This is a genomic window from Limnohabitans rimovensis (SeqCode), assembly GCF_965234775.1.
GTDB lineage: Bacteria > Pseudomonadota > Gammaproteobacteria > Burkholderiales > Burkholderiaceae_C > Limnohabitans > Limnohabitans rimovensis.
The window spans coordinates 197,209-215,450 of sequence record NZ_OZ248562.1; the positions used below are offsets into that span (position 1 = coordinate 197,209).

At 57.1% G+C, this 18,242-nt stretch carries 15 protein-coding genes; 8 read left to right on the forward strand and 7 right to left on the reverse strand.

Annotated elements, in window-relative coordinates; translation table 11 throughout:
• Nucleotide 1: 1 nt before the first annotated feature.
• Genes AC8GFZ_RS00990 through AC8GFZ_RS01000 form a run of 3 tightly spaced genes read right to left on the reverse strand, consistent with a single transcriptional unit; the run spans nt 2 to nt 3,912 of the window.
• Nucleotides 2-982: an NAD-dependent 4,6-dehydratase LegB gene (locus AC8GFZ_RS00990; protein ID WP_506641442.1), complete on the reverse strand. Its 981-nt coding sequence runs from the start codon at nt 980-982 to the stop codon at nt 2-4.
• 1 nt (nt 983) lies between these two features.
• Nucleotides 984-2,066: a nucleotidyltransferase family protein gene (locus AC8GFZ_RS00995; protein WP_506641444.1), complete on the reverse strand. Its 1,083-nt coding sequence runs from the start codon at nt 2,064-2,066 to the stop codon at nt 984-986.
• A gap of 1 nt (nt 2,067) precedes the next feature.
• Complete coding sequence (locus AC8GFZ_RS01000; RefSeq protein WP_506641446.1) at nt 2,068-3,912, reverse strand: motility associated factor glycosyltransferase family protein; 1,845 nt, start codon at nt 3,910-3,912, stop codon at nt 2,068-2,070.
• Nucleotides 3,913-4,122: 210 nt separating this feature from the next.
• Between AC8GFZ_RS01000 and AC8GFZ_RS01005 the strand changes: the two genes are divergently transcribed.
• Nucleotides 4,123-4,593 carry a hypothetical protein gene (locus AC8GFZ_RS01005; RefSeq protein ID WP_506641448.1) on the forward strand — a complete coding sequence of 157 codons (471 nt, stop codon included), beginning with the start codon at nt 4,123-4,125 and terminating at the stop codon, nt 4,591-4,593.
• A gap of 62 nt (nt 4,594-4,655) precedes the next feature.
• Here the strand turns inward: AC8GFZ_RS01005 and AC8GFZ_RS01010 are convergent, their stop codons facing one another.
• Nucleotides 4,656-6,866, reverse strand: coding sequence for a flagellin N-terminal helical domain-containing protein (locus tag AC8GFZ_RS01010; RefSeq protein ID WP_506641450.1), 2,211 nt, complete (start codon nt 6,864-6,866; stop codon nt 4,656-4,658).
• A gap of 417 nt (nt 6,867-7,283) precedes the next feature.
• Between AC8GFZ_RS01010 and AC8GFZ_RS01015 the strand changes: the two genes are divergently transcribed.
• From AC8GFZ_RS01015 to AC8GFZ_RS01025, 3 genes are all read left to right on the forward strand, one after another.
• A complete protein-coding gene (locus tag AC8GFZ_RS01015; RefSeq protein WP_506641452.1) occupies nt 7,284-7,754 on the forward strand; it encodes a tetratricopeptide repeat protein in 471 nt (156 codons plus the stop codon).
• Between the two features lie 205 nt (nt 7,755-7,959).
• Nucleotides 7,960-11,388, forward strand: coding sequence for a flagellin N-terminal helical domain-containing protein (locus AC8GFZ_RS01020; RefSeq protein ID WP_506641454.1), 3,429 nt, complete (start codon nt 7,960-7,962; stop codon nt 11,386-11,388).
• Nucleotides 11,389-11,403: 15 nt separating this feature from the next.
• Nucleotides 11,404-11,628, forward strand: coding sequence for a hypothetical protein (locus AC8GFZ_RS01025; RefSeq protein WP_506641456.1), 225 nt, complete (start codon nt 11,404-11,406; stop codon nt 11,626-11,628).
• 36 nt (nt 11,629-11,664) lie between these two features.
• Here the strand turns inward: AC8GFZ_RS01025 and AC8GFZ_RS01030 are convergent, their stop codons facing one another.
• On the reverse strand, nt 11,665-12,525 hold the full coding sequence (locus AC8GFZ_RS01030) for an alpha/beta fold hydrolase (protein WP_506641458.1): 861 nt from the start codon (nt 12,523-12,525) through the stop codon (nt 11,665-11,667).
• The gene (locus tag AC8GFZ_RS01035) at nt 12,522-13,460 is read right to left on the reverse strand and encodes a 3'-5' exonuclease (protein WP_506641460.1); all 939 of its coding nucleotides are present in this window, start codon (nt 13,458-13,460) and stop codon (nt 12,522-12,524) included. The genes AC8GFZ_RS01030 and AC8GFZ_RS01035 overlap by 4 nt, the downstream gene beginning before the upstream one ends.
• A 104-nt stretch (nt 13,461-13,564) precedes the next feature.
• Between AC8GFZ_RS01035 and AC8GFZ_RS01040 the strand changes: the two genes are divergently transcribed.
• Entirely contained in the window at nt 13,565-14,092 is a 528-nt protein-coding gene (locus AC8GFZ_RS01040; protein ID WP_506641462.1) for a thermonuclease family protein, read from the forward strand.
• Here the strand turns inward: AC8GFZ_RS01040 and AC8GFZ_RS01045 are convergent.
• On the reverse strand, nt 14,079-14,870 hold the full coding sequence (locus tag AC8GFZ_RS01045; RefSeq protein WP_506641464.1) for an enoyl-CoA hydratase/isomerase family protein: 792 nt from the start codon (nt 14,868-14,870) through the stop codon (nt 14,079-14,081). The two genes, AC8GFZ_RS01040 and AC8GFZ_RS01045, sit on opposite strands and share 14 nt — an antisense overlap.
• A gap of 246 nt (nt 14,871-15,116) precedes the next feature.
• Here AC8GFZ_RS01045 and AC8GFZ_RS01050 point away from each other — a divergent pair, with 246 nt between their 5' ends.
• The 3 genes from AC8GFZ_RS01050 to AC8GFZ_RS01060 all read left to right on the forward strand — a co-directional run bounded on the left by AC8GFZ_RS01050 (nt 15,117) and on the right by AC8GFZ_RS01060 (nt 18,188).
• Entirely contained in the window at nt 15,117-16,325 is a 1,209-nt protein-coding gene (locus AC8GFZ_RS01050) for an FAD-dependent oxidoreductase (RefSeq protein WP_506641466.1), read from the forward strand.
• Between the two features lie 75 nt (nt 16,326-16,400).
• On the forward strand, nt 16,401-17,423 hold the full coding sequence (locus AC8GFZ_RS01055; RefSeq protein WP_506641468.1) for a Bug family tripartite tricarboxylate transporter substrate binding protein: 1,023 nt from the start codon (nt 16,401-16,403) through the stop codon (nt 17,421-17,423).
• 3 nt (nt 17,424-17,426) lie between these two features.
• Complete coding sequence (locus AC8GFZ_RS01060) at nt 17,427-18,188, forward strand: maleate cis-trans isomerase family protein (protein WP_506641470.1); 762 nt, start codon at nt 17,427-17,429, stop codon at nt 18,186-18,188.
• The last annotated feature ends 54 nt before the right edge of the window (nt 18,189-18,242 follow it).

Consider the following 18,242-nt stretch of genomic DNA (forward strand, 5'->3'; position numbering starts at 1 on the left):
CTTAGACGTTGTAAATGCCTGTTTTGTATTTGGCCAGATTGTGAGCTTGCGTAAACCATTCGATGGTCTTTGTCAGGCCCTCACGCAAGCCCACTTGGGCTTGGTAGCCGGTGAGCTGCTGTATTTTTTGGTTGTCGCACCACAAACGAAACACCTCTGATTGGCTCGGTCTCAGGCGAGATTCAACGCTGACAAATTCCACCTGGCTGCTCATGATGTCTTTGATCATGTTCAATGTGTCACCCACACTGATTTCGGTGTTGGAGCCTATATTGACCACTTGGCCAATCGCCCCAGCACATTGAGCCAACTGCGCAAACCCTTGGCAGGTGTCACTGACAAAATTAAAGTCGCGGGTCGGCGTGGTGTCGCCCAACTTGATTTGGGCCACACCGCTGGCAATTTGGCCAATGATGGTTGGGATGACTGCGCGGGCAGACTGCCTTGGCCCATAGGTGTTGAAGGGGCGTGCCACGGTGAGTGGCAAACCAAATGCATGGTGAAAACTCATCGCAATGGCGTCTGCCCCAATTTTGGAGGCGCTGTAAGGTGACTGGGGTTGCAAGGGATGTGCTTCGTTGATGGGAACGTACTGCGCGGTGCCGTAAACCTCGCTGGTAGACGTGTGGATGAAACGCTCAACACCGTTATCCAATGCCGCTTGGCACATGTTCAGCGTTCCGTTGACGTTGGTGTCCACATAGCTTTGCGGCGCCACGTAGGAATAGGGGATGGCGATGAGTGCAGCCAAATGAAACACTTGGCCCACATCCTTGGTGATGTGGCGGCAAAAATGCGGGTCACGCACGTCACCACTGACCACCTCAATGTCGGGCAAGCAGGAAAGATCTTCCAGCCAGCCCCAATGGTTGAATGAGTTGTACTGGCTCAGGGCTTTAACGGCATGACCTTGCCGCACCAACAGCTCGGTGAGGTGTGAGCCGATGAAGCCATCGGCCCCAGTGATCAGGGTTTTTTTCATATCAAGTGATTTTGAATTGATCGGCGGCGACCAAGTAATCTGCTTCACGACCCACATCAATCCAAGGCTCATGCATGGGAAAGACAATGGTCTTGTGCTGGGAGGCCATCAGCTGTTGAAACAGCGAAGGCATGTCGCAATAGGTGTGGGGCTGCAGTTGCGCCACGGCCAGTGGGCTGAGCACATAAATGCCCGCATTGACCAAGGTCCGCGTGGTGGGTTTTTCGTCAATACCGATGATGTCTGCGCCATTGGTGCTGACCACCCCAAACGGGTGTTGCCATTCAAAGTTGCGCACCGCCATGGTGGCCACTGCTTGGTTGTTCAGATGGAAGTCCAAAATTTCAGCATAGTTCACTTGGGTGAGTACATCGCCGTTGGTGATGACGATGGGGTCGCTGGGCAGTGGGTCAATCAGACTGAGTGAACCGCCTGTGCCCAAAGGCGCTGTCTCGTGGACATAGCTGATGGACACATTGAACTGCCGTCCATTGCCAAAATAATTGGTGATCACTTCGGCCAAGTAGTTGACCGAAATGATGAAGTTTGAAAATCCATTGAGCTTTGCACGCTCAATGATGTGCTCCAGCATGGGTTTGCCCGCCACGCGCAACATCGGTTTGGGGCATGAATCGGTGTAGGGGCGCAGGCGCTTGCCCATGCCGCCGGCCATGATGACCAAGGTGTTGGGTCGCTGGTTGGTGGTGATGACGCTGGACCAAATGTGCAAACCCACCAATTGACCTTGGCCGTCGACCACGGGAATTTGGTGGATTTTGTTGGCATGCATGATATGCAGAACGGTTTCACGGCTGACTTCAACGGGTGCGATCAATGGTTTGGCATTGATCATTTGTTTGATCGGCGTGTTCAATGCCAAACCAGCGAGCATGCCGCGACGAATATCACCGTCGGTCAATGTGCCTAGAAATTTCCCTGCAGCGTTGGTGACCAACACAATTTGATAACCGGTTTCTTCCAAATTTCGAATCGCGTGCTCAATCTGCGCGTCTTCGTGCAGCACAGCACTGCGCCACCAGCCTGGTTTTTGCCTGTCGGTCGATGCAGTTTTGAGGTTTGTCATGTCACGGGTGGGTCATGGGTTTTTGCCGCAAGCTTTTCAATACTTCAAGCAGCAATGTGGAGTACGTTTCGCAACCTGATCGCAAGTCTGTGAGGTGTGGCTTGAGCTTGTTGAGCACTTCCAAACTGCTGTCGGACTCACTGATATTTTCTTTGGACAAGTTCAGCAAAGCGCGGGTCATGATGTAGTTGACGTGCGGTGCAGATGATTTTTCAACCTTGGTCAAATAGTCTTTAAAGCTCGTCAACATTTTGATGGCCTTGGTCATGGCTTTCCTATCTTGATCGTTTTTCTTCACCTGGTTAAAGCTGATCAAGCAGGTCGATAAAATTTGTGAGACTGAATTGATATCCGCCAGATCTTTTTGAAACAAGGATTTGACACTCGGAATTTGCGGCAAGGGAATATCCAACCGCGCATCGATGTGGATGTCTGGCATGTCAAGTACATCATCTGCAAGGGTTCGCAATGGTTGTTGGATAGCCCCTTTGATCATGGCACCGCCCTCGGTACAGTTCAATACCGTGATGTCCTTGTCTGCGGCAAACCGTGCTTCGAACCAGGCTTTGAAAACATCCATGGCGATGGTGGTGTAAACCATGTCCCCGTGATAGCCAGCCACCTTTTTCATGCCGGCGTCTTTAGCCATGTCTTCTGTGGTTTTGTCTTCTCTTTGCTGGTGACCCAGGGCGTGGCTCACGCCACCCGTGTAAGCCAAGTCTTGTCCGACAAACGCGATGGTTTTCATGCCAATGATCTTGGCAAACGCATAGGCGCAATTGGCCACAGAGCCTGCGCTGTCCATGTGACACATTTTTCCATAGGGGTTGCTGGGCGCTTCATCAAAAGCTTGGCTGTACTGGGTGAAAAATTTCCTACCTTGGAAGTTGGCCACCACAGATGAGTTGCCAACCAATGAACTGATCAAAATCTCGTGGGTGAATTTGCCTGAAGAAAAATCGTTGATATTGAGTTCAATGGGGTCGATCAAAATGACAAAATGGGGATGGATGTCATGGGCATGCAAGGTTGGCATGGCCGCACCCACGGCGATCAGGATTATTTTGTTTTGAATGGCCTTGAGCAAAGGCAATTGCTTTTCCAACGATGGCCCGGCTGAAATGATCACGCAGCGCTCGCCATCAAACTTGCCCGCGATTTGCGACACGTAATGAGACTGCGGCAAATGGGTCACATTTTCCAAGTAGTTTTTTAAAAACTTGGTGCCAAACACGGTTGCGGTGTTGGCATTGAGTTTTTGGTAATACATCAAATTACCAAACTGCGCAATGAATTCTTTGGAAAATTCGCCGTATAACTGCAAAGCATTGGGGAGCAGCGCAAACCCCCATTCCTTCATGTCAGCACTGGCAATTTGAAAATGCGGCGCCAAAAGGCCGACGGAGTCAGGAACATTATTGCCAATGATGAAAGATACCTTTTCATTGGCGATTTGAGCGCTGAAATCCATGACTTCCAGTTGCTCCAAGAAAAAAGCACCAGAAGGTTCCACGATGATGATGCGCTGTAAGTCGGTATTTTGGTTCAAAACCTCTTCGGTCAAAAATCCAAAATTCAACCCAAGACTGATCACATGGGAAATTTCCTTTCCCTCAAACGGCTTTAAGGCATTTTGTATATCTGCGTAAGGGTTGCGGTCATCGAACACAGACAATTCGCCCTCGCCATGTCCGTAATAAATATTGGGCAAACCCACTGGGCTGTTGCGGATGCTGGGCGTGTGCTCAAACTCAAACGGCTTTTTTCGCAAAGCCTCGACGGCCTCATCGTTCCACTTGAAGCGGGCTTTGAAAGCGTCGATATTTTTTTGAAAGGTAGAGTTCATTGAATGGCTTGGTGATTGTCAGGATATCGACACTCGCTTTGAATGATTAAAGATTATTTTTCGGCATCAAATAATTCAAAAGTGCTTATTTTTTCCATCTGTCGTTTGTCATTTGATTGAGCAATTTGCATGCCTATCCCTTGTTCCGCACATCGCCATTGGCATGCCCCTTGCATAGATGTTGTTCAGTCATTTGAGTGAGTACACATCATGTCCCAATTGCTTTTGGAAATTTCAACCAAGCATCAGCTGGGTGCCATGGTCAACGAGCGCGATTTATCACGCTACACACCCGCCGAAATTTGCCAAACCATTCAAGCTTTGATGCGAGATGGTCGCGATGAGTTTGCTTATCTGATGGGTGAAGCTGCGCTCAACTTGTACCCCTATTCGGAGGATATCTTGGCCGTCACGGGCTTGTTGGCGAGTATCAGGCAAGATTGGTCTTTGGCGGTGGAGTTGCTTGAAGAGCTCAAACGCATGCAAGGTGCTAATTCACCAGTTTTAACGTTTGTAATTTTGGCCAGATCCTTGCGTTGCAATCTGGAGCCCGCCAGGGCGCTGGAGGTTGTCCTAGAAGGCTTGCAATGCTTCCCAGATCATGAGGAGTTGCTGTCTGAACAGACGTTCCTAAGAAGCTTCAATGATGCACACCACCCATTGTCCCAACACAAAAGCTGATGCCCTTCTGATGGCAGGGTTCAGATAGCAACTGATGAAAAAAGGTCCACCAGGACCTTTTTTTATTGCTGTAACAACTTCAAAACGATCTGTTGACTGGCGTTGGCTTGAGCCAATACCGCAGTGGCTGCTTGCTGGATGATTTGTGCGCGAGCCAACTCAGAAGAAGCCATTGAATAGTCGGTATCTTCAATTTTGCTGCGAGAGTTGCTGGTGTTCATGGCCACGTTGGTGATGTTGTCCATGGCATGGTTCAGCCGGTTGGTGACCGCGCCCATCATGGCGCGAGACTCGTTGACCTTTTGCATCACGCGGTCTAACAAATCGATCGCTTGTGTAGCGGTTTCTGGGCTGGCGATACCAACAATGGGGCTCACCAAGTTGGCGTCAGCCGTGATCAGCCCTGTCAGACCGCCTTGGCTGCCAAAGTCGGGCATGTCTATGTTGATGGTTTGGTAGCGCCTGGCCCCAACCTGAAAACTCAATTGCCCAGTGCTTTCAAAACCGTAATGGCCTTCTAAAAAGCCCAAAGCCTTGAAGTTTGACGAGGTGGAATAGCCATTCACACCGGGGGTGATGGTGAAGGGCTGACGCGATTGAAGGGTGACACTGCCGTAAAAGGTTTTATAACCCGGCGAAGCCACTGAACTGCTTGGAATGTCAGCGTTTAAGCCCAAGTCGGCGTTGGTCATGCCTGTGCCCAAGCCAATTTGAATGGACAGATTGCGGCCATCCACGGTGGTCAGGTTGATGCCGCCCAGGTCATTCAGAGAGGCCTTCACGCCGTGGGTATCAACGCCAGCGTTCACTGCTGTTAGCACAGCAGAAAGTCGTTGCGCGGCCGTTTGTCCGGCAGTCAGCGTCACCGAGACCGTTGAGTTGTTGATCATCAAGGATGTTGTGCCGTTGGCCGTCGTCATCGCCACACCTTGCAACAAAGGCCCTTGTGCCAAGGCCGTGACATTGGTTTGAGATTGCCGGTCGTTGATGGCCACGGCCAAGGCCATGGCACTGCTGCGTTTGTCGCTGCTGTCGATGCTGCTTAAGCCGCTTTTGGCCACTGAGACGGCGTCGTCGCTGTCCACCGTGGCTCGAATGGCAAAACCATTGATCACCAGATCTCCCGCATTCAGCGGGGTGTAGGTGGTGTTGGGTGAGGTCACAGTGCGTTGCAGCACCATCGCCCGGGTGGTTGGTGCGCTGAAATCCCCTGTGCTGAGGCCCCATCTTGAGATATACCCACTGGGACTTGCAATATTCAGAGGGTCATCGCGTTGAGTGGTCAAGGCAATCCCGCCGGTTTGAATGCCCGCTTTCAAACCTGTGTGGGTGGCAAAGCTGACATCTGTAGAGGCAAGTGTGACCGCTATGTTGCGGCCATCTGTTGCCGTTAGCAGAATGCCGTTGGCGTCTTGTCCCGTGTCTTTGGCAACAACGCCTGTATCAGGGGTGAGTGTGTTGATGGCCCTAACGATTTGATCCCGTGTGCTGCTGGCGTCATTGATCACGGTGGAGATCGTTGTGCTTTTGCCGTTGATGGTCAGCGTGCCGCTATACACCGCCGTTCCCGTGCTCATGGCGGTGCCAGTCAGCATAGTGGGTTGAGCGATGGCTCGCACACCGGTCATGGGTGTCTTTGCGTTGATGGCTGCAGCTCTGGCGATTGCGCTGGATGCGCGGTTATCTGACCCTGCAACCCAGTGCGTCAAGGTGTCATCCGAAGCGCTTGGGATACCAATCGGTATGCCGTTGATAGACATGTCGGTGGCGGAGATGGCAGGAAGGCCCGCTGAAGAGGTGGCAAAGGTGCCGCTGCCAGTGGCTTTTGATTGGTGACCAATGGGCACCCCTGTGGAACCGCTCAATATTGGAAAACCATTCCATTCGGTGTTATTGGCAATTTGAACTATTTGTTTTTTTAATTGCTGAAACTCCATGTTCATGAATCCGCGCTGCACACCGTTGTAGGTATCGCTGACAGAGAGAACCGAGAGTTCACGCATGCGTTGCAACATATCGCTTATTTCGCCTGTGGCGCCATCCGCAGTTTGCAGCAATGAAACTGCGTCCCCTGCGTTTCTCACGGCTTGGTTGAGCGACCTGATTTCTGCGTTCATCCATGAGGCAATGGCCATCCCTGCCGCGTCATCTCGTGAAGAATTGATCCGCTTACCCGTTGACAGCTGCTCCATGGCCACTGACAAAGGTCGCTCATTCATCTGAAGAGATGCCGTGGCCATCAAGGCTTTGATGTTTGTATTGATGACGGGCATGAAGTTTTTCTAGGTGAATATTGCAATTTGTTCAAAACAAGCAATAAAGGTGCCATCGGAAACCACTCAAGCGTCACTTTCACCCCTGGAAGAGTGCGAATATGGATGCGCGATGGGCCATTTTGATGAACGGTGGCGGCAAGCATCGAAGCGATATGACGACTAACCGACAACTATTGCCGCTCGGTGGCAAAGATGTGCCGTGTTTGGGCGGTGAATTTTTAAATAATGTTAAATAATTAAATAAATATTTTTATTAGTTCAATATAGCCCTTAATTGGCCAAAAGATCCTAAAGAAATAGGCGCAGAAGGCTTAAAAAAGTTGGCATCACTATTGCTTGATAGGTTGCATGTGGGTATTCATCCCGTCGGATGGATTCCTAACGTTTACAACCTGATTCACAAGGAGTTAACAAATGAAACCATTGGCCAAAGAAGTGATTAGCAACGCAGAAGTCGGTCGCATGATGAGCGACAGAGATGTGTCCAAATTTTCACCCATGGAAATTCGCGAAGCCATTCAATCCTTGGTGATTGAAGGCAAAGATTCATTGGCCAATGCCTTGGGCGATGCTGGCTTGAGCCTGTATCCCGATAGCGAAGACATTCTGGCCATCACCGGATTGCTGGCACTGATGCGCCAAGACTGGGACTACGCCGTTGACCTGATGGGGCAGCTGAGAAAACTGCAAGGCGACAAAACACCTGCATTCACTTATGTGATGTTGGTTCGTGCCCTGCGCTGCAACCTCGAGCCCGTGCGTGCAGCCCACGTTTGCTCTGAAGCATTGAAGAAGTACCCAGAGCAAATTGAGCTGGTGGCCGAAGGCCTGTTGCTGCAAGACTTCATGAACGCATCTGTACTCGAAACGAACACCGAACATTAAACACTTGCGGTGGTCAAAGCACGGATCGGCAAGCGGCACAAAGTTGCCCCTGCAAACCCCCGCCAAGCCACACCGCAAAACCAAACACCCCCTTTAGAACTGAAACAGAAGTCGTCCAGGTGCATGCAAAACCAATTTGTACAGATGGCACAGGACTTGCATAACACCTTTAAAGATTGACTGAAGTAAGTCAGGAGAAACCAAAATGGCAGTGATCAACACCAACGTCAAAGCATTGTTCTCGCAGGCGGCGCTCAAATTGACCGAGCGCAACCAGCAAGTCTCGATGCAGCAGTTGTCGACCGGCAAGCGCATCAACTCGTCACGCGACGATGCGGCGGGTATGGCCATTGCCACACGCATGACCCAGCAAGTGCGCAGCTTGAACCAAGCGGTGCGCAACGCAGGCGATGCGATCACCTTGATTCAAACCGCTGAGGGCGCGACCAACGAGATCACCGACATGCTGCAACGCATGCGGGAGTTGGCCATCCAAGCCTCCAACGACACCAACAACAACGAGCAGCGCAGCTACTTGGACCTGGAGTTCCAGCAGCTGAAAAAGCAAATCGTTCAAATCGCTGACAACACCGAGTGGAACGGTTTCCCCGTGCTGAACGGCAGCACCGGCGAGCGCGTGGGCATCAAACCGGTCTACAAAACCACCTCCGAGCCGACAGTTGCAGAAAATATTGTGGTCTATGCGGGCAAGCCGACCACGTCTTCCACCACGGTTTTGGACAATAAGCTCACCGAGTCGGCGGCAGTCACCTTCCAAGGTTTGACGGCAGGGCAGTCTGTCACCGTGGGTGGGTTAACTTTGACGGCAACCGCTACCATGGCAGATACTGCAGTGGCCGCGGCCTTTGCCAGCAGAGCAGTTGGAACTGTGGGTTCAAGTTTGACGGTTACCGGCGCCACCATGAGCGGAACCCTGACCGGGTTCGCTACTGGCGCCATCACAACAGGTTCAGTGGTCCCATTCACCAGTTCCACCACCTTTTCCAATGTAACCGATTTGACTTATGTCACCACTGGTACGGCCCTGAGTGTGACCAACACCGATGGCCGAACTGGCCTGGGTGTGACCGAAGAGTCCGTTTTGACCTTCCCTGCGATGAGCAAGGGACAGACCATCACAGTGGGCGGGTTGACTTACACGGCCACAGTTGCCAACAGCGGTGCCGAAGTGGCCGCAGCGTTTGCCAATATTGCGGCAAGTGGAACCACTGGCTCCAGTACCAAAGGTACTTACAGCGGCACCTTGACGGCATTCAGCTCTGGCCCCAAAACCGCCAGCAGCGATGTCACCTTCACCAGCACGACCCGTTTTACCACGGCCACCGACATTGCTGTGTCGAGCGGTACCACGGTGTCGGGTGGGCAAATTGCCTTGTCACCCACGGTGTCAACCCCTGCGGCCAAGCAAGGCGCTGCCGGTGGCGGCATTTATTTGGCCGGCGCGGGTGCGTTTGCCAAATCGGGCTCTTTGTCGGTGGTGGCAGGTGGTGCGTCAACAGTCACCTCGGCCACGTTCACCCTGGACGACGGGCAAATCCTGGACCTCAACGTCAACAGCGCGGTCACCATCTCTGCCGGGGTTGTGACCATCAATAAAACATTGCTCGAGCGCGCGGGCATCAATATTTTGTCGGGTGGCAATGTCACGCTCTCGCAGCAAACTTCTGCCACTACCCCCACCGCCGCCGCCTTCGCCTCAGGCGACGTGGTGGGCTTGACGGTTCGCCGCGACCTGCCTGACCTGGAGCAGATGTACGCCAGCGATGTGATCATCAACGGCATCCCCATCGGCGCCTCCCGCGAAGCCGACGACATCGTGTCGCCACAAAGCGGCAACCAAATTGCCTCTGCGATTGCCAAGGCCGCGGCCATCAACGCCAAAGCCCCCGCCACCGGCGTGCAAGCCACCGTCAACCCCACCCTCATGACGGGTGCAGCCATGAGCGGTACCGGCCAGGCCAAAGGCACCTTGAACATCAACGGTTTCACCACCCCGATGATCAACACCGTGCTGGACAACCCCCGCGACTCGCGCATTGCCGCGGTCAACGCGATCAACTTCATCTCGGCCCAAACCGGCATCCGCGCCATCGACTCGCTGATTGACAGCAAGGGCATCATCTTGGTGGCCGACGATGGGCGCAACATCGAGGTGGCCTTCAACACCGCCAGCACCGACACCGACTTCTCGCGCCTGACAGGCTTGAAGCAAGGCGTGCAAACCGGGACCTTCTCCTTGGAGAGCATGGTTGAGACGCCCGTCAACATCACCACCGCGACCAATGGCAACATCCACCGCGCGGGCTTGGAGACGGTCAACTACGACAGCAAGACCCTGACCACGGTGACCACCAAGCTGCGCCCCGAGGTGACCACGGTGAGCGCCATCAAGAGCTTGAACATCAATGACTTGATGATCAATGGCGTGGCCATCCGCGCAGCATTGCCCGCGGACGACACCTTGTCGGTGACGCAAAGCGTGACCAGCAAGGCCGAGGCCAGCGCAATTGCCACGGCTGCGGCCATCAACGTCAGTACGGCCAAAACGGGCGTGACGGCGGTGCCCGTGCCCGTCAAAATCAAGGGCGATGTGACCGATACCGGCTTGCCCACCTCGGCTACCTTGTCGGCCACGGCCGACAGCACGGTGTCTTTGTACATCAATGGCAAGAACATCCCAGTGGTGATGTCGACCACGCAGACCGCGGCAGAACGCCGCGCTGCGGTGGTGACCGCCATCCACGCCAACGCGGGTTTGACCGCGGTGGACGCTTATGACAACGGCAACGGCGGCGTCACGCTGGCTGCGTTGGACGGGCGCAATGTGTCGATTTGGTTTGACAGCAACAAGGTCAACGCCGGCAGCTTTGGCTTGGGCGAAGGCACAGTCACCCACACCCCCGAGGGTGTGACGGCGGTCAACGGTGGCAACATCAACACCACCAGCGCGGCCACGCTGTATGCATCGGTGGCCTTGCAGTCTGAGAAGGCGATCAAGGTCGAACCGGGCAACAACGGCTTCAACGAAGCCGCCAACTTTGTGAACCTGGGCTTCTCTCAGGGCACCTTTGGTGGCGAAGTGGACGCCGCGGTGAGCAAAATGTCACCCCCGCGCACCGGTCGCTTGGCGTTCCAAATTGGCGCCAACGAAGGCCAGCGCATCACCATCGACCTGGCCGACTTCGGCAAGGGTGGCCCCATCACCGGTGAAATCACCTGGGACGCGGACCTGAACCCCTTGGTGCCTGGTTCCACCATTCCCGAGGCGCTGCCTGGCGGCCCCAATTTGATGGGCAAACCGCTCACCCGCACCTTCATCAGCTCGCTGCAAGGCGCGCAAGATGTGCTCAAAAAGCTGGATGTGGCGATGGACAAGGTCAACCAAACCCGCGCCACCATGGGTGCGGTGATGAACCGACTCGACCATGTGATCAACAACTTGACCAATGTGTCCATGAACCTGTCTGCCTCGCGCAGCCAGATCGAGGACGCCGACTACGCCTCGGCCAGCACCGAGTTGGCCAAGACGCAGATCATGCAGCAGGCCTCTACCGCGATACTGGCGCAGGCCAACCTCAGCCAGCAATCGGTGATGAAGCTCTTGAGCGGTTAAGCCGACCCTAATGGTTTGAACCCCATTGCGCAGGGAAGCGGCCCAAAACCTGTTCAGCTGTACCGCGACAAGGGCCTGAAGTGGGAAAAAATCATCAGCGTCAAACCCTCGCCCGGCATTGACGCCATTTACTCGCTTCGGATCACCCAGTCCCGTCGGTGCACGGCTTACCGCGACGGGGATTTCCTGCGCTTGTTGACCGTGGCCCCGGACCACGACAGCACCTGCGGTCAAAAGTAAAAAAGTCTGGCGGGCCCGCCAAGCGTTGGTGGCCGATCAAGCCAACCAATCCAACACCCAGCGATTCACCGCCTGTGGCTGCTCGCGGTGCAAGAAGTGACCGGCCCCGTCCACTTCTTGGTATGCGTATTCACCTGAAAAATAGCGGGCTTGGTCGGTCATCAGCTCGGCGCGCAGGTCTTGGGCACCGCACAGCGCCAGGGTGGGTACGGCAATGGGGCGTGCCATGTCGGCGCGCAAGGCGGCGAGGGCCGGGTCGGCGCGTTGCGGGTCGAACATCGCCCGGTAGTAGCCCAGGGCTGCTTCCAGCGCACCGGGTTGTTGCAGGCATTGTTTGACCTGCGCGATGTGGGCCGCGTCTTGGTGCCCAGGGGCGCACCAGTCGCGCCACAAAAAATCAATGAAGGCCATGTCGTTGGCGCGCAGCGCGGCTTCGGGAAAGTGGGGCTGCTGAAAAAACCACCAATGAAAAGAGCGCTGGATGTGTTTGGGCTCGAGCAGGTGCTGGGCCACCACCTCGGGGTGGGGCACGGCCATCAACACCGCTTTGCGGATCAGTTGCGGGCGCGCGGCGCACAGCGCATAGCCAATGATGGCGCCCCAATCTTGACCCACGAAGTGCAGGGGCTCGCCCCCACCCAGGCCCTCGATCAGCGCGGCCAGGTCTTGCACCAAAGTGGCTTTGTCAAAAAAGCCGCCGCTGGGCACGCTGCTCGGTGGGTAGCCGCGCAAGTAGGGCGCCACGGCGCAATAGCCGGCCTGGGCCAAGGCCTCCATTTGGTGCGACCAGGTGGTGGCGATGTCGGGAAAGCCGTGCAACAGCAACACCTTTGGTCCGCTGCCGTGGCTCAGGCATGCAAAGGTCTGTCCATTGGCGCGGATGTGCTCGGTTTTCACAAGGCCACTGCTTCTTTGTGGCCGCTGCGCTGCGAATAGCGCACCCGCGCGCCCAGCGGCTCGACCTCCACATGGGCGGGGCGACCGGCGTAGACGCGGCGTTTGAGCCAGGTCAGCTCTTCGGTGCGGGCTTCTTCGCCCGCGACCACGCGGCTCCAGCAGCGGATTTCGGCCGACCAGCGGTAGCCCCGCGCTTTGAGCATGTCCTTGGTTTCAAACGGCGAGCCCGTGGCATACACGCGGTACTGGGGTTGGTTCAAGGTTTCCAGCAGCGGCAGCAAAGCCGGTTGCTGGCGCTCGGGCAGGTGGCGGCTGAGCAACTCGAGCAGGGCGCGGCAGTCGGCTTCGGCGCGGTGGGCTTCGTGGAAAAACCCATTGGCATGCAGCAAAAACTCCAGCTTGGCCGAGCCAAAGCCTTCTTCGCGCCAGGGGATGTCTTTGACCGAGCAGGCCCAGTCCATGTCCGCAAACACCGGCCAGCGCTGCTCGACAAAGGGCCGGTCAAAGGCGGCGTTGTGGGCGATCACCACCGCCACGTCTTTGAGCAGGCGGGCCACAGCGGCGTCGTCAATCTGCCGCCCGCTGACCATGTCGTCGGTGATGTGGTGGATGGCGATGGTCGCCGGTGGGATGGCAAAGCCGGGGTCTTCCAACTCGTCAAACACATCGACCACGCGCACCACCGTACCGCTGACCGGGTCGAACTCAAACAGCACCATCCCGAGCTCAATCACCCGGTCTTGGGCGCTGTCCATGCCAGTGGTTTCGGTGTCGAGCACCACGCCCCGGCGCAAGAACGCCCCATCGGGCGCGGGCTGGAAGTGGCTGCGCATGGGCAGTCGCCGCAACACCCGGTAATCGGGGTGAAGCTCCAGTTGCTGGGCCAGGTGTTCGATGGCGGCGGGGTCGCTGGGCAGTTCTGTGGGTGCGGTCATGGCAGGCAATGCGGCAAGGGAAACGCCGATTGTGGGGGAAGCCCTGCGGGGTAGGTGGGGCGTGCAAAAATCACAATATCAATAATTCAAACAAAGTTGTAAATATGGCAGCCTTGCAAAGCAGGGGGTGGCGCGCTGCCCTGGGGGCTGGGGCCCGGGTGGGTCTGTTGGGGTTGTGCATGGTGTGCTTGCCCAGCGCAGCCTGGGCCGAGCGTTGGATCGGCAAGGTGGTGGGCGTGGCCGATGGCGACACGGTCACCGTGCTGGACGCGCAGCAGCGGCGCCACCGCATTCGCTTGCTGGGCATCGACGCCCCCGAGCAAAACCAGGCGTTTGGGCAAAAGTCCAAGCAGTCGCTCAGCGAGCAGGTGTTTGGCCACGAAGTGACGGTGGAGAGCACCCACAAAGACCGGTTTGACCGCCTGGTGGGCAAGCTGTGGTTGCAGGATGTGGATGTGAATCTGGTGCAAATCCAGCGCGGCATGGCCTGGCATTTCAAGCACTATGCGCGCGACCAGTTGCCCGCTGACCGCAGCCGCTACGACCACGCCGAGCAACAAGCCCGCCAAGCCCGCTTGGGCCTGTGGCAGGACACAGACCCGATGCCGCCTTGGCAGTTCAGGCGCCCGTGAAGCGCGGTTTGCGTTTTTCGTTGAAGGCCAGGGTGCCTTCGCGCCGGTCTTGGGTGTGGATCAGCGGCATATAGGCCGCCACCTCGTAGTTCAAGCCACTGCGCAAATCGCCTTGCAGGCCTTGGTGAATGGCTTTTTTGGATTGGCGCACTGAGAGCGGTGCGCCATCCGCCATCAACTGCGCGCAGGCCAAGGTGGTGTTGAGCAATTCGCTGCCGGGGCAGACCTGGTTGACCATGCCCCAGCGCTCGGCTTGGTGGGCGTCAAAGGGTTTGCCGGTGAGCACCAGTTCTTTGGCCCGGCGCTCGCCCACGGCGCGGGCCAGGGTTTGCGTGCCGCCACAACCGGGGATGATGCCCAGGCCCACCTCGGGCAGGGCAAAGCGGGCGTGGTCGGCGGCGTAAATGAAGTCGCACATCAGTGAGAGCTCGCAGCCGCCGCCAAAGGCCGCGCCATTGACGGCCGCGATCACCGGCACGCTGCAATCGAGCACGGCGTAAAAGGCTTCTTCGAAAATCGCGTGTTGTAACTTCCAATCGGCGTCGCTCATGCCCTGGCGCTCTTTCAAGTCGCCACCGGCGCAAAACGCCTTGTCGCCTTCGCCCGTGATCACGATGCAGCGCAAGGACCCGGGTGTGAACTGCAGCGGGCCAAACAAGGTGCGCAGGTCGCGCCCCATTTGCGTGTTCAAGGCATTGCGCGCTTGGGGGCGGTGCAATTGCACCAGCAACACATGGGGCAGGGGTTCGCTCAGGCGCAGGGTGTCAAGGTTTTGCATGGGCTGGGGTGTCGGACAAATGTGGGGTTGATCGGGGCGGCCTGTAGGCCAGGTTTGCCTGGGGGCTGGGCCGCCATTGTGCCGCGCAACCCATGCGGGGTGTGCGGTTGCGGCTGAGCTGCGTGCAGGTCAGCCCCGTCCCCTGCGTTATGCTCCATGTCAGCAAAGCCCCAAAGGGTTTAACAGTACTAAATGCGCACCTCTGCGAGGGTGCGCTGTCAACAGGTGTGATGTATGGCAGTCAATATGGAAAGTCCCGTCTTGATCGTGGGCGCCGGTCCGGTGGGTTTGATCACCGCCTTGGTGCTGGCGCAGCAAGGCATTGCCAGCCGGGTGATTGAGGCCGAACCGGGCTTGACCATCGACTTGCGGGCGGGGACCTTTCACCCACCCACCCTGGAGATGCTGGACGGCATCGGCGTGGCCGCTGCAATGCGCGCGCTGGGGATTGCGGTGCGGTACTGGCAGGCGCGCGATTTGCAAGATGGCCTGGTGGCCGAATGGGATTTGGATTTGCTGCGCAACGACACGCCCTATCCCTACCGTTTGCACCTGGAGCAGCACCGGCTCACGCCCATCGTGCTCGAGCACGTGTTGCGCACCGGCTTGGTCGAGGTGGTGTTTGGCCACCGCTTTGAGGCGCAGCACAGCCAGGGCGACCACTTGGTGGTGCAAGCCCAAGGCCCGAATGGCATGGTGGAATGGACCACACAGTGGCTGATTGGTGCCGATGGCGGGCGCAGCCCGGTGCGCAAATCGGCCGACATCGAATTTGCCGGCTACACCTGGCCCGAGCGCTACAGCGTGCTCAGCACCACCTTTGACTTTGCCACCCTGGGCTACCGCGAGAACGCATATATGAGCGACCCGGTGCAATGGAGCGCCTTGTTCAAAATGCCCGACGAAGGCCCGCCAGGTTTGTGGCGCATGACCTTGCCGGTGGCCCCCGAAACCCCCGAAGAAGAGGCCTTGGCCGGGCCCTATGCCCAGCATGCGATTCGCCGCATCACCGGGGCCGATGAGCGCACCACCTATCCCTTGGTGCACCAAAGCATTTACAGCGTGCACCAGCGGGTGGCGGTGCGGTTTCGCCAAGGTCGGGTGCTGCTCGCGGGCGATGCGGCGCATGTGAACAACCCCTTGGGTGGGTTTGGGCTCAACAGTGGCATCCACGATGCCATCAGCCTGGGTCAGGCGCTGGCGCGGGTGGTCAAAGGCGAGGAGGGCGATGAGGCGCTGGAGCGCTACAACCGCCAACGCCAACAAGCCAACGTGGCCTATGTGCAAGAGCTATCGGTGCGCAACAAAAAAAACCTGGAAGAAAAAGACCCGGCCCTGCGGGCCCAGCGCATGCACGAGCTGCGCGCCGTTTGCGCCGACCCGGTCAAAGCGCGTGAATACCTGCTCAACTCATCGATGATCAACAGCATCCGCCGCGCGCAGTCTGTTGCATGATGGGTGTCTTTCGCCAGTTGGGGCGCTGACCCAGGTCCCACAGTTTGAAATTTTTTTGACGATAAGGAAACTGCCATGAAGTTTTTTGATGCCCAACGCGTGAGCCCATCTGTGCAACTGGCCCCATCTCCTTTGCGGCGTGCCGCTGTGTTGTTGGGCTGCTGGGCTTGCTTGTCGGGTGCTGCCCTGGCCCAAGCACCGGCATGGCCGAGCAAACCCGTGAAGATCGTGGTGCCCTTTGCACCGGGTGGCAACACCGATTCGATTGCCCGCATCATGGCCGAGCGCTTGACCCAAAGCCTGGGTCAGTCGGTGGTGGTGGAAAACAAGGTGGGCGCGGGTGGCGGCATTGCGGCCGAATTTGTCGCCAAGGCAGCGCCCGATGGCTACACCTTGCTGATGGCGGCCATGCCGGTGATGGCCATCTTGCCCGCCATCAACAAAACCAATTACGACCCGGTGCGCGACTTTGTGCCCATCAGCAATGTGGGCAGCAACCCGTTTGTCATGGGGGTGCACAAATCGGTACCGGCCAACAATGTGCAAGAGTTGGTCGCATTGGTGCGCAAAAACCCGGGCAAATACAACTACGCCTCGGGCGGTTCGGGCAGCGTGTCGCACCTCTCGGCCGCGCTGTTTGTCAACCGCGCCCAAATTTACATGGCCCACATCAGCTACAAAGGCGGTGCACCCGCGGTGACCGACTTGCTGTCGGGCAATGTGCAAATGTACTTTGGCAACTTCTCCGAACTGGTGCCGCATCTGGCGGGTGGCAACATCCGTTTGATTGGCGTCTCCAGCGACAAGCGCGCAAGCCAATTGCCGCAAGTGGCGACGATTGCCGAGTCTGGCTTTCCAGGTTTTCGCACCGTCACTTGGAATGGCTTGATGGCCCCGGCGGGAACCCCTGCAACGGTGGTGCAGCGGGTGGCCGATGCGGTCAAAGAAGCACTGGCAGCAGAGGGCATGGCCGCACGCTTGCAGCAAATTGGCGTGGATGCGATTGGCAGCACCCCACGTGAATTGGCCGACACCTTGCGCACCGACATGGCGATTTGGTCCGAAGCGGCCAAAGCCGCCAAATTGAAAATGGAGTGAGCCATGGCCACCCCTTTGAGTTTTGACACCTTGGCCAGCCGCGCCAAGATTGCGGTGATCGTGCCTGCCACCAACACCGTGGTGCAACCCGAGATGGAGGCCATGCGCCCACACGGCGTGACCAACCACGTCAGCCGCATGTTGCTGCCACCCAGGCCGTATGACGACATGCAGGCCTACCAGCAAGCGCTCAAAACCGAAAAAGGCCAGCTCGAGGAAGCCCTGGCTTTGGTCATGCCTTGCGAGCCGCATGCGGTGGCGCATGGCCACTCCATCCATTCGTTTCGCGGCGACTTGCAGCGCGCCCAGGCCGAAGAGGCGCGCTTACAGGCTTTGGCCGGCATTCCGTTTGTCACCCCGTCGATTGCGGTGCTCGAAGGCCTGAAGGCCATTGGCAACCCCAAACGCATTGGTGTGCTCACGCCTTATTGGCCGCCAGCTGACGCCATCATTGCGGAGTTCTTCACCGCCTGCGGCTTTGAGGTGGTGGCCAGCCATGGCCTCAAGTCCACAGGCCCGATTTCGGTGGCCCAGTTCACCCCAGAGCAAATCATGCAAGGGTTTGAAGCCCTGGACAAACCGCAGGTGCAGGCTCTGGTTCATGTGGGTACCAATTTGCCCGTCAGCGCCATGACACCCGCCATTGAAGCGCACTTTGGCAAGCCATTGATCGGCGTCAATGTGGCCACCTATTGGTTGGCTTTGCGCCGCTTGGGGCTGCGCGATGCGATGCCCGGCTTTGGCATCTTGGCCGAGCAGCACTGATGGGCCGGGCTGGCCCCTGGTCTTTTGAGCCGTGTGAAAATGCCCCGACCCTTT

Coding starts and splice junctions, on each gene's coding strand:
- AC8GFZ_RS00990 (WP_506641442.1), bottom strand. CDS start 982: ATGAAAAAAACCCTGATCACTGGGGCCGATGGCTTCATCGGCTCACAC.
- AC8GFZ_RS00995 (WP_506641444.1), bottom strand. CDS start 2,066: ATGACAAACCTCAAAACTGCATCGACCGACAGGCAAAAACCAGGCTGG.
- AC8GFZ_RS01000 (WP_506641446.1), bottom strand. CDS start 3,912: ATGAACTCTACCTTTCAAAAAAATATCGACGCTTTCAAAGCCCGCTTC.
- AC8GFZ_RS01005 (WP_506641448.1), top strand. CDS start 4,123: ATGTCCCAATTGCTTTTGGAAATTTCAACCAAGCATCAGCTGGGTGCC.
- AC8GFZ_RS01010 (WP_506641450.1), bottom strand. CDS start 6,866: ATGCCCGTCATCAATACAAACATCAAAGCCTTGATGGCCACGGCATCT.
- AC8GFZ_RS01015 (WP_506641452.1), top strand. CDS start 7,284: ATGAAACCATTGGCCAAAGAAGTGATTAGCAACGCAGAAGTCGGTCGC.
- AC8GFZ_RS01020 (WP_506641454.1), top strand. CDS start 7,960: ATGGCAGTGATCAACACCAACGTCAAAGCATTGTTCTCGCAGGCGGCG.
- AC8GFZ_RS01035 (WP_506641460.1), bottom strand. CDS start 13,460: ATGACCGCACCCACAGAACTGCCCAGCGACCCCGCCGCCATCGAACAC.
- AC8GFZ_RS01040 (WP_506641462.1), top strand. CDS start 13,565: ATGGCAGCCTTGCAAAGCAGGGGGTGGCGCGCTGCCCTGGGGGCTGGG.
- AC8GFZ_RS01045 (WP_506641464.1), bottom strand. CDS start 14,870: ATGCAAAACCTTGACACCCTGCGCCTGAGCGAACCCCTGCCCCATGTG.
- AC8GFZ_RS01050 (WP_506641466.1), top strand. CDS start 15,117: ATGGAAAGTCCCGTCTTGATCGTGGGCGCCGGTCCGGTGGGTTTGATC.
- AC8GFZ_RS01055 (WP_506641468.1), top strand. CDS start 16,401: ATGAAGTTTTTTGATGCCCAACGCGTGAGCCCATCTGTGCAACTGGCC.
- AC8GFZ_RS01060 (WP_506641470.1), top strand. CDS start 17,427: ATGGCCACCCCTTTGAGTTTTGACACCTTGGCCAGCCGCGCCAAGATT.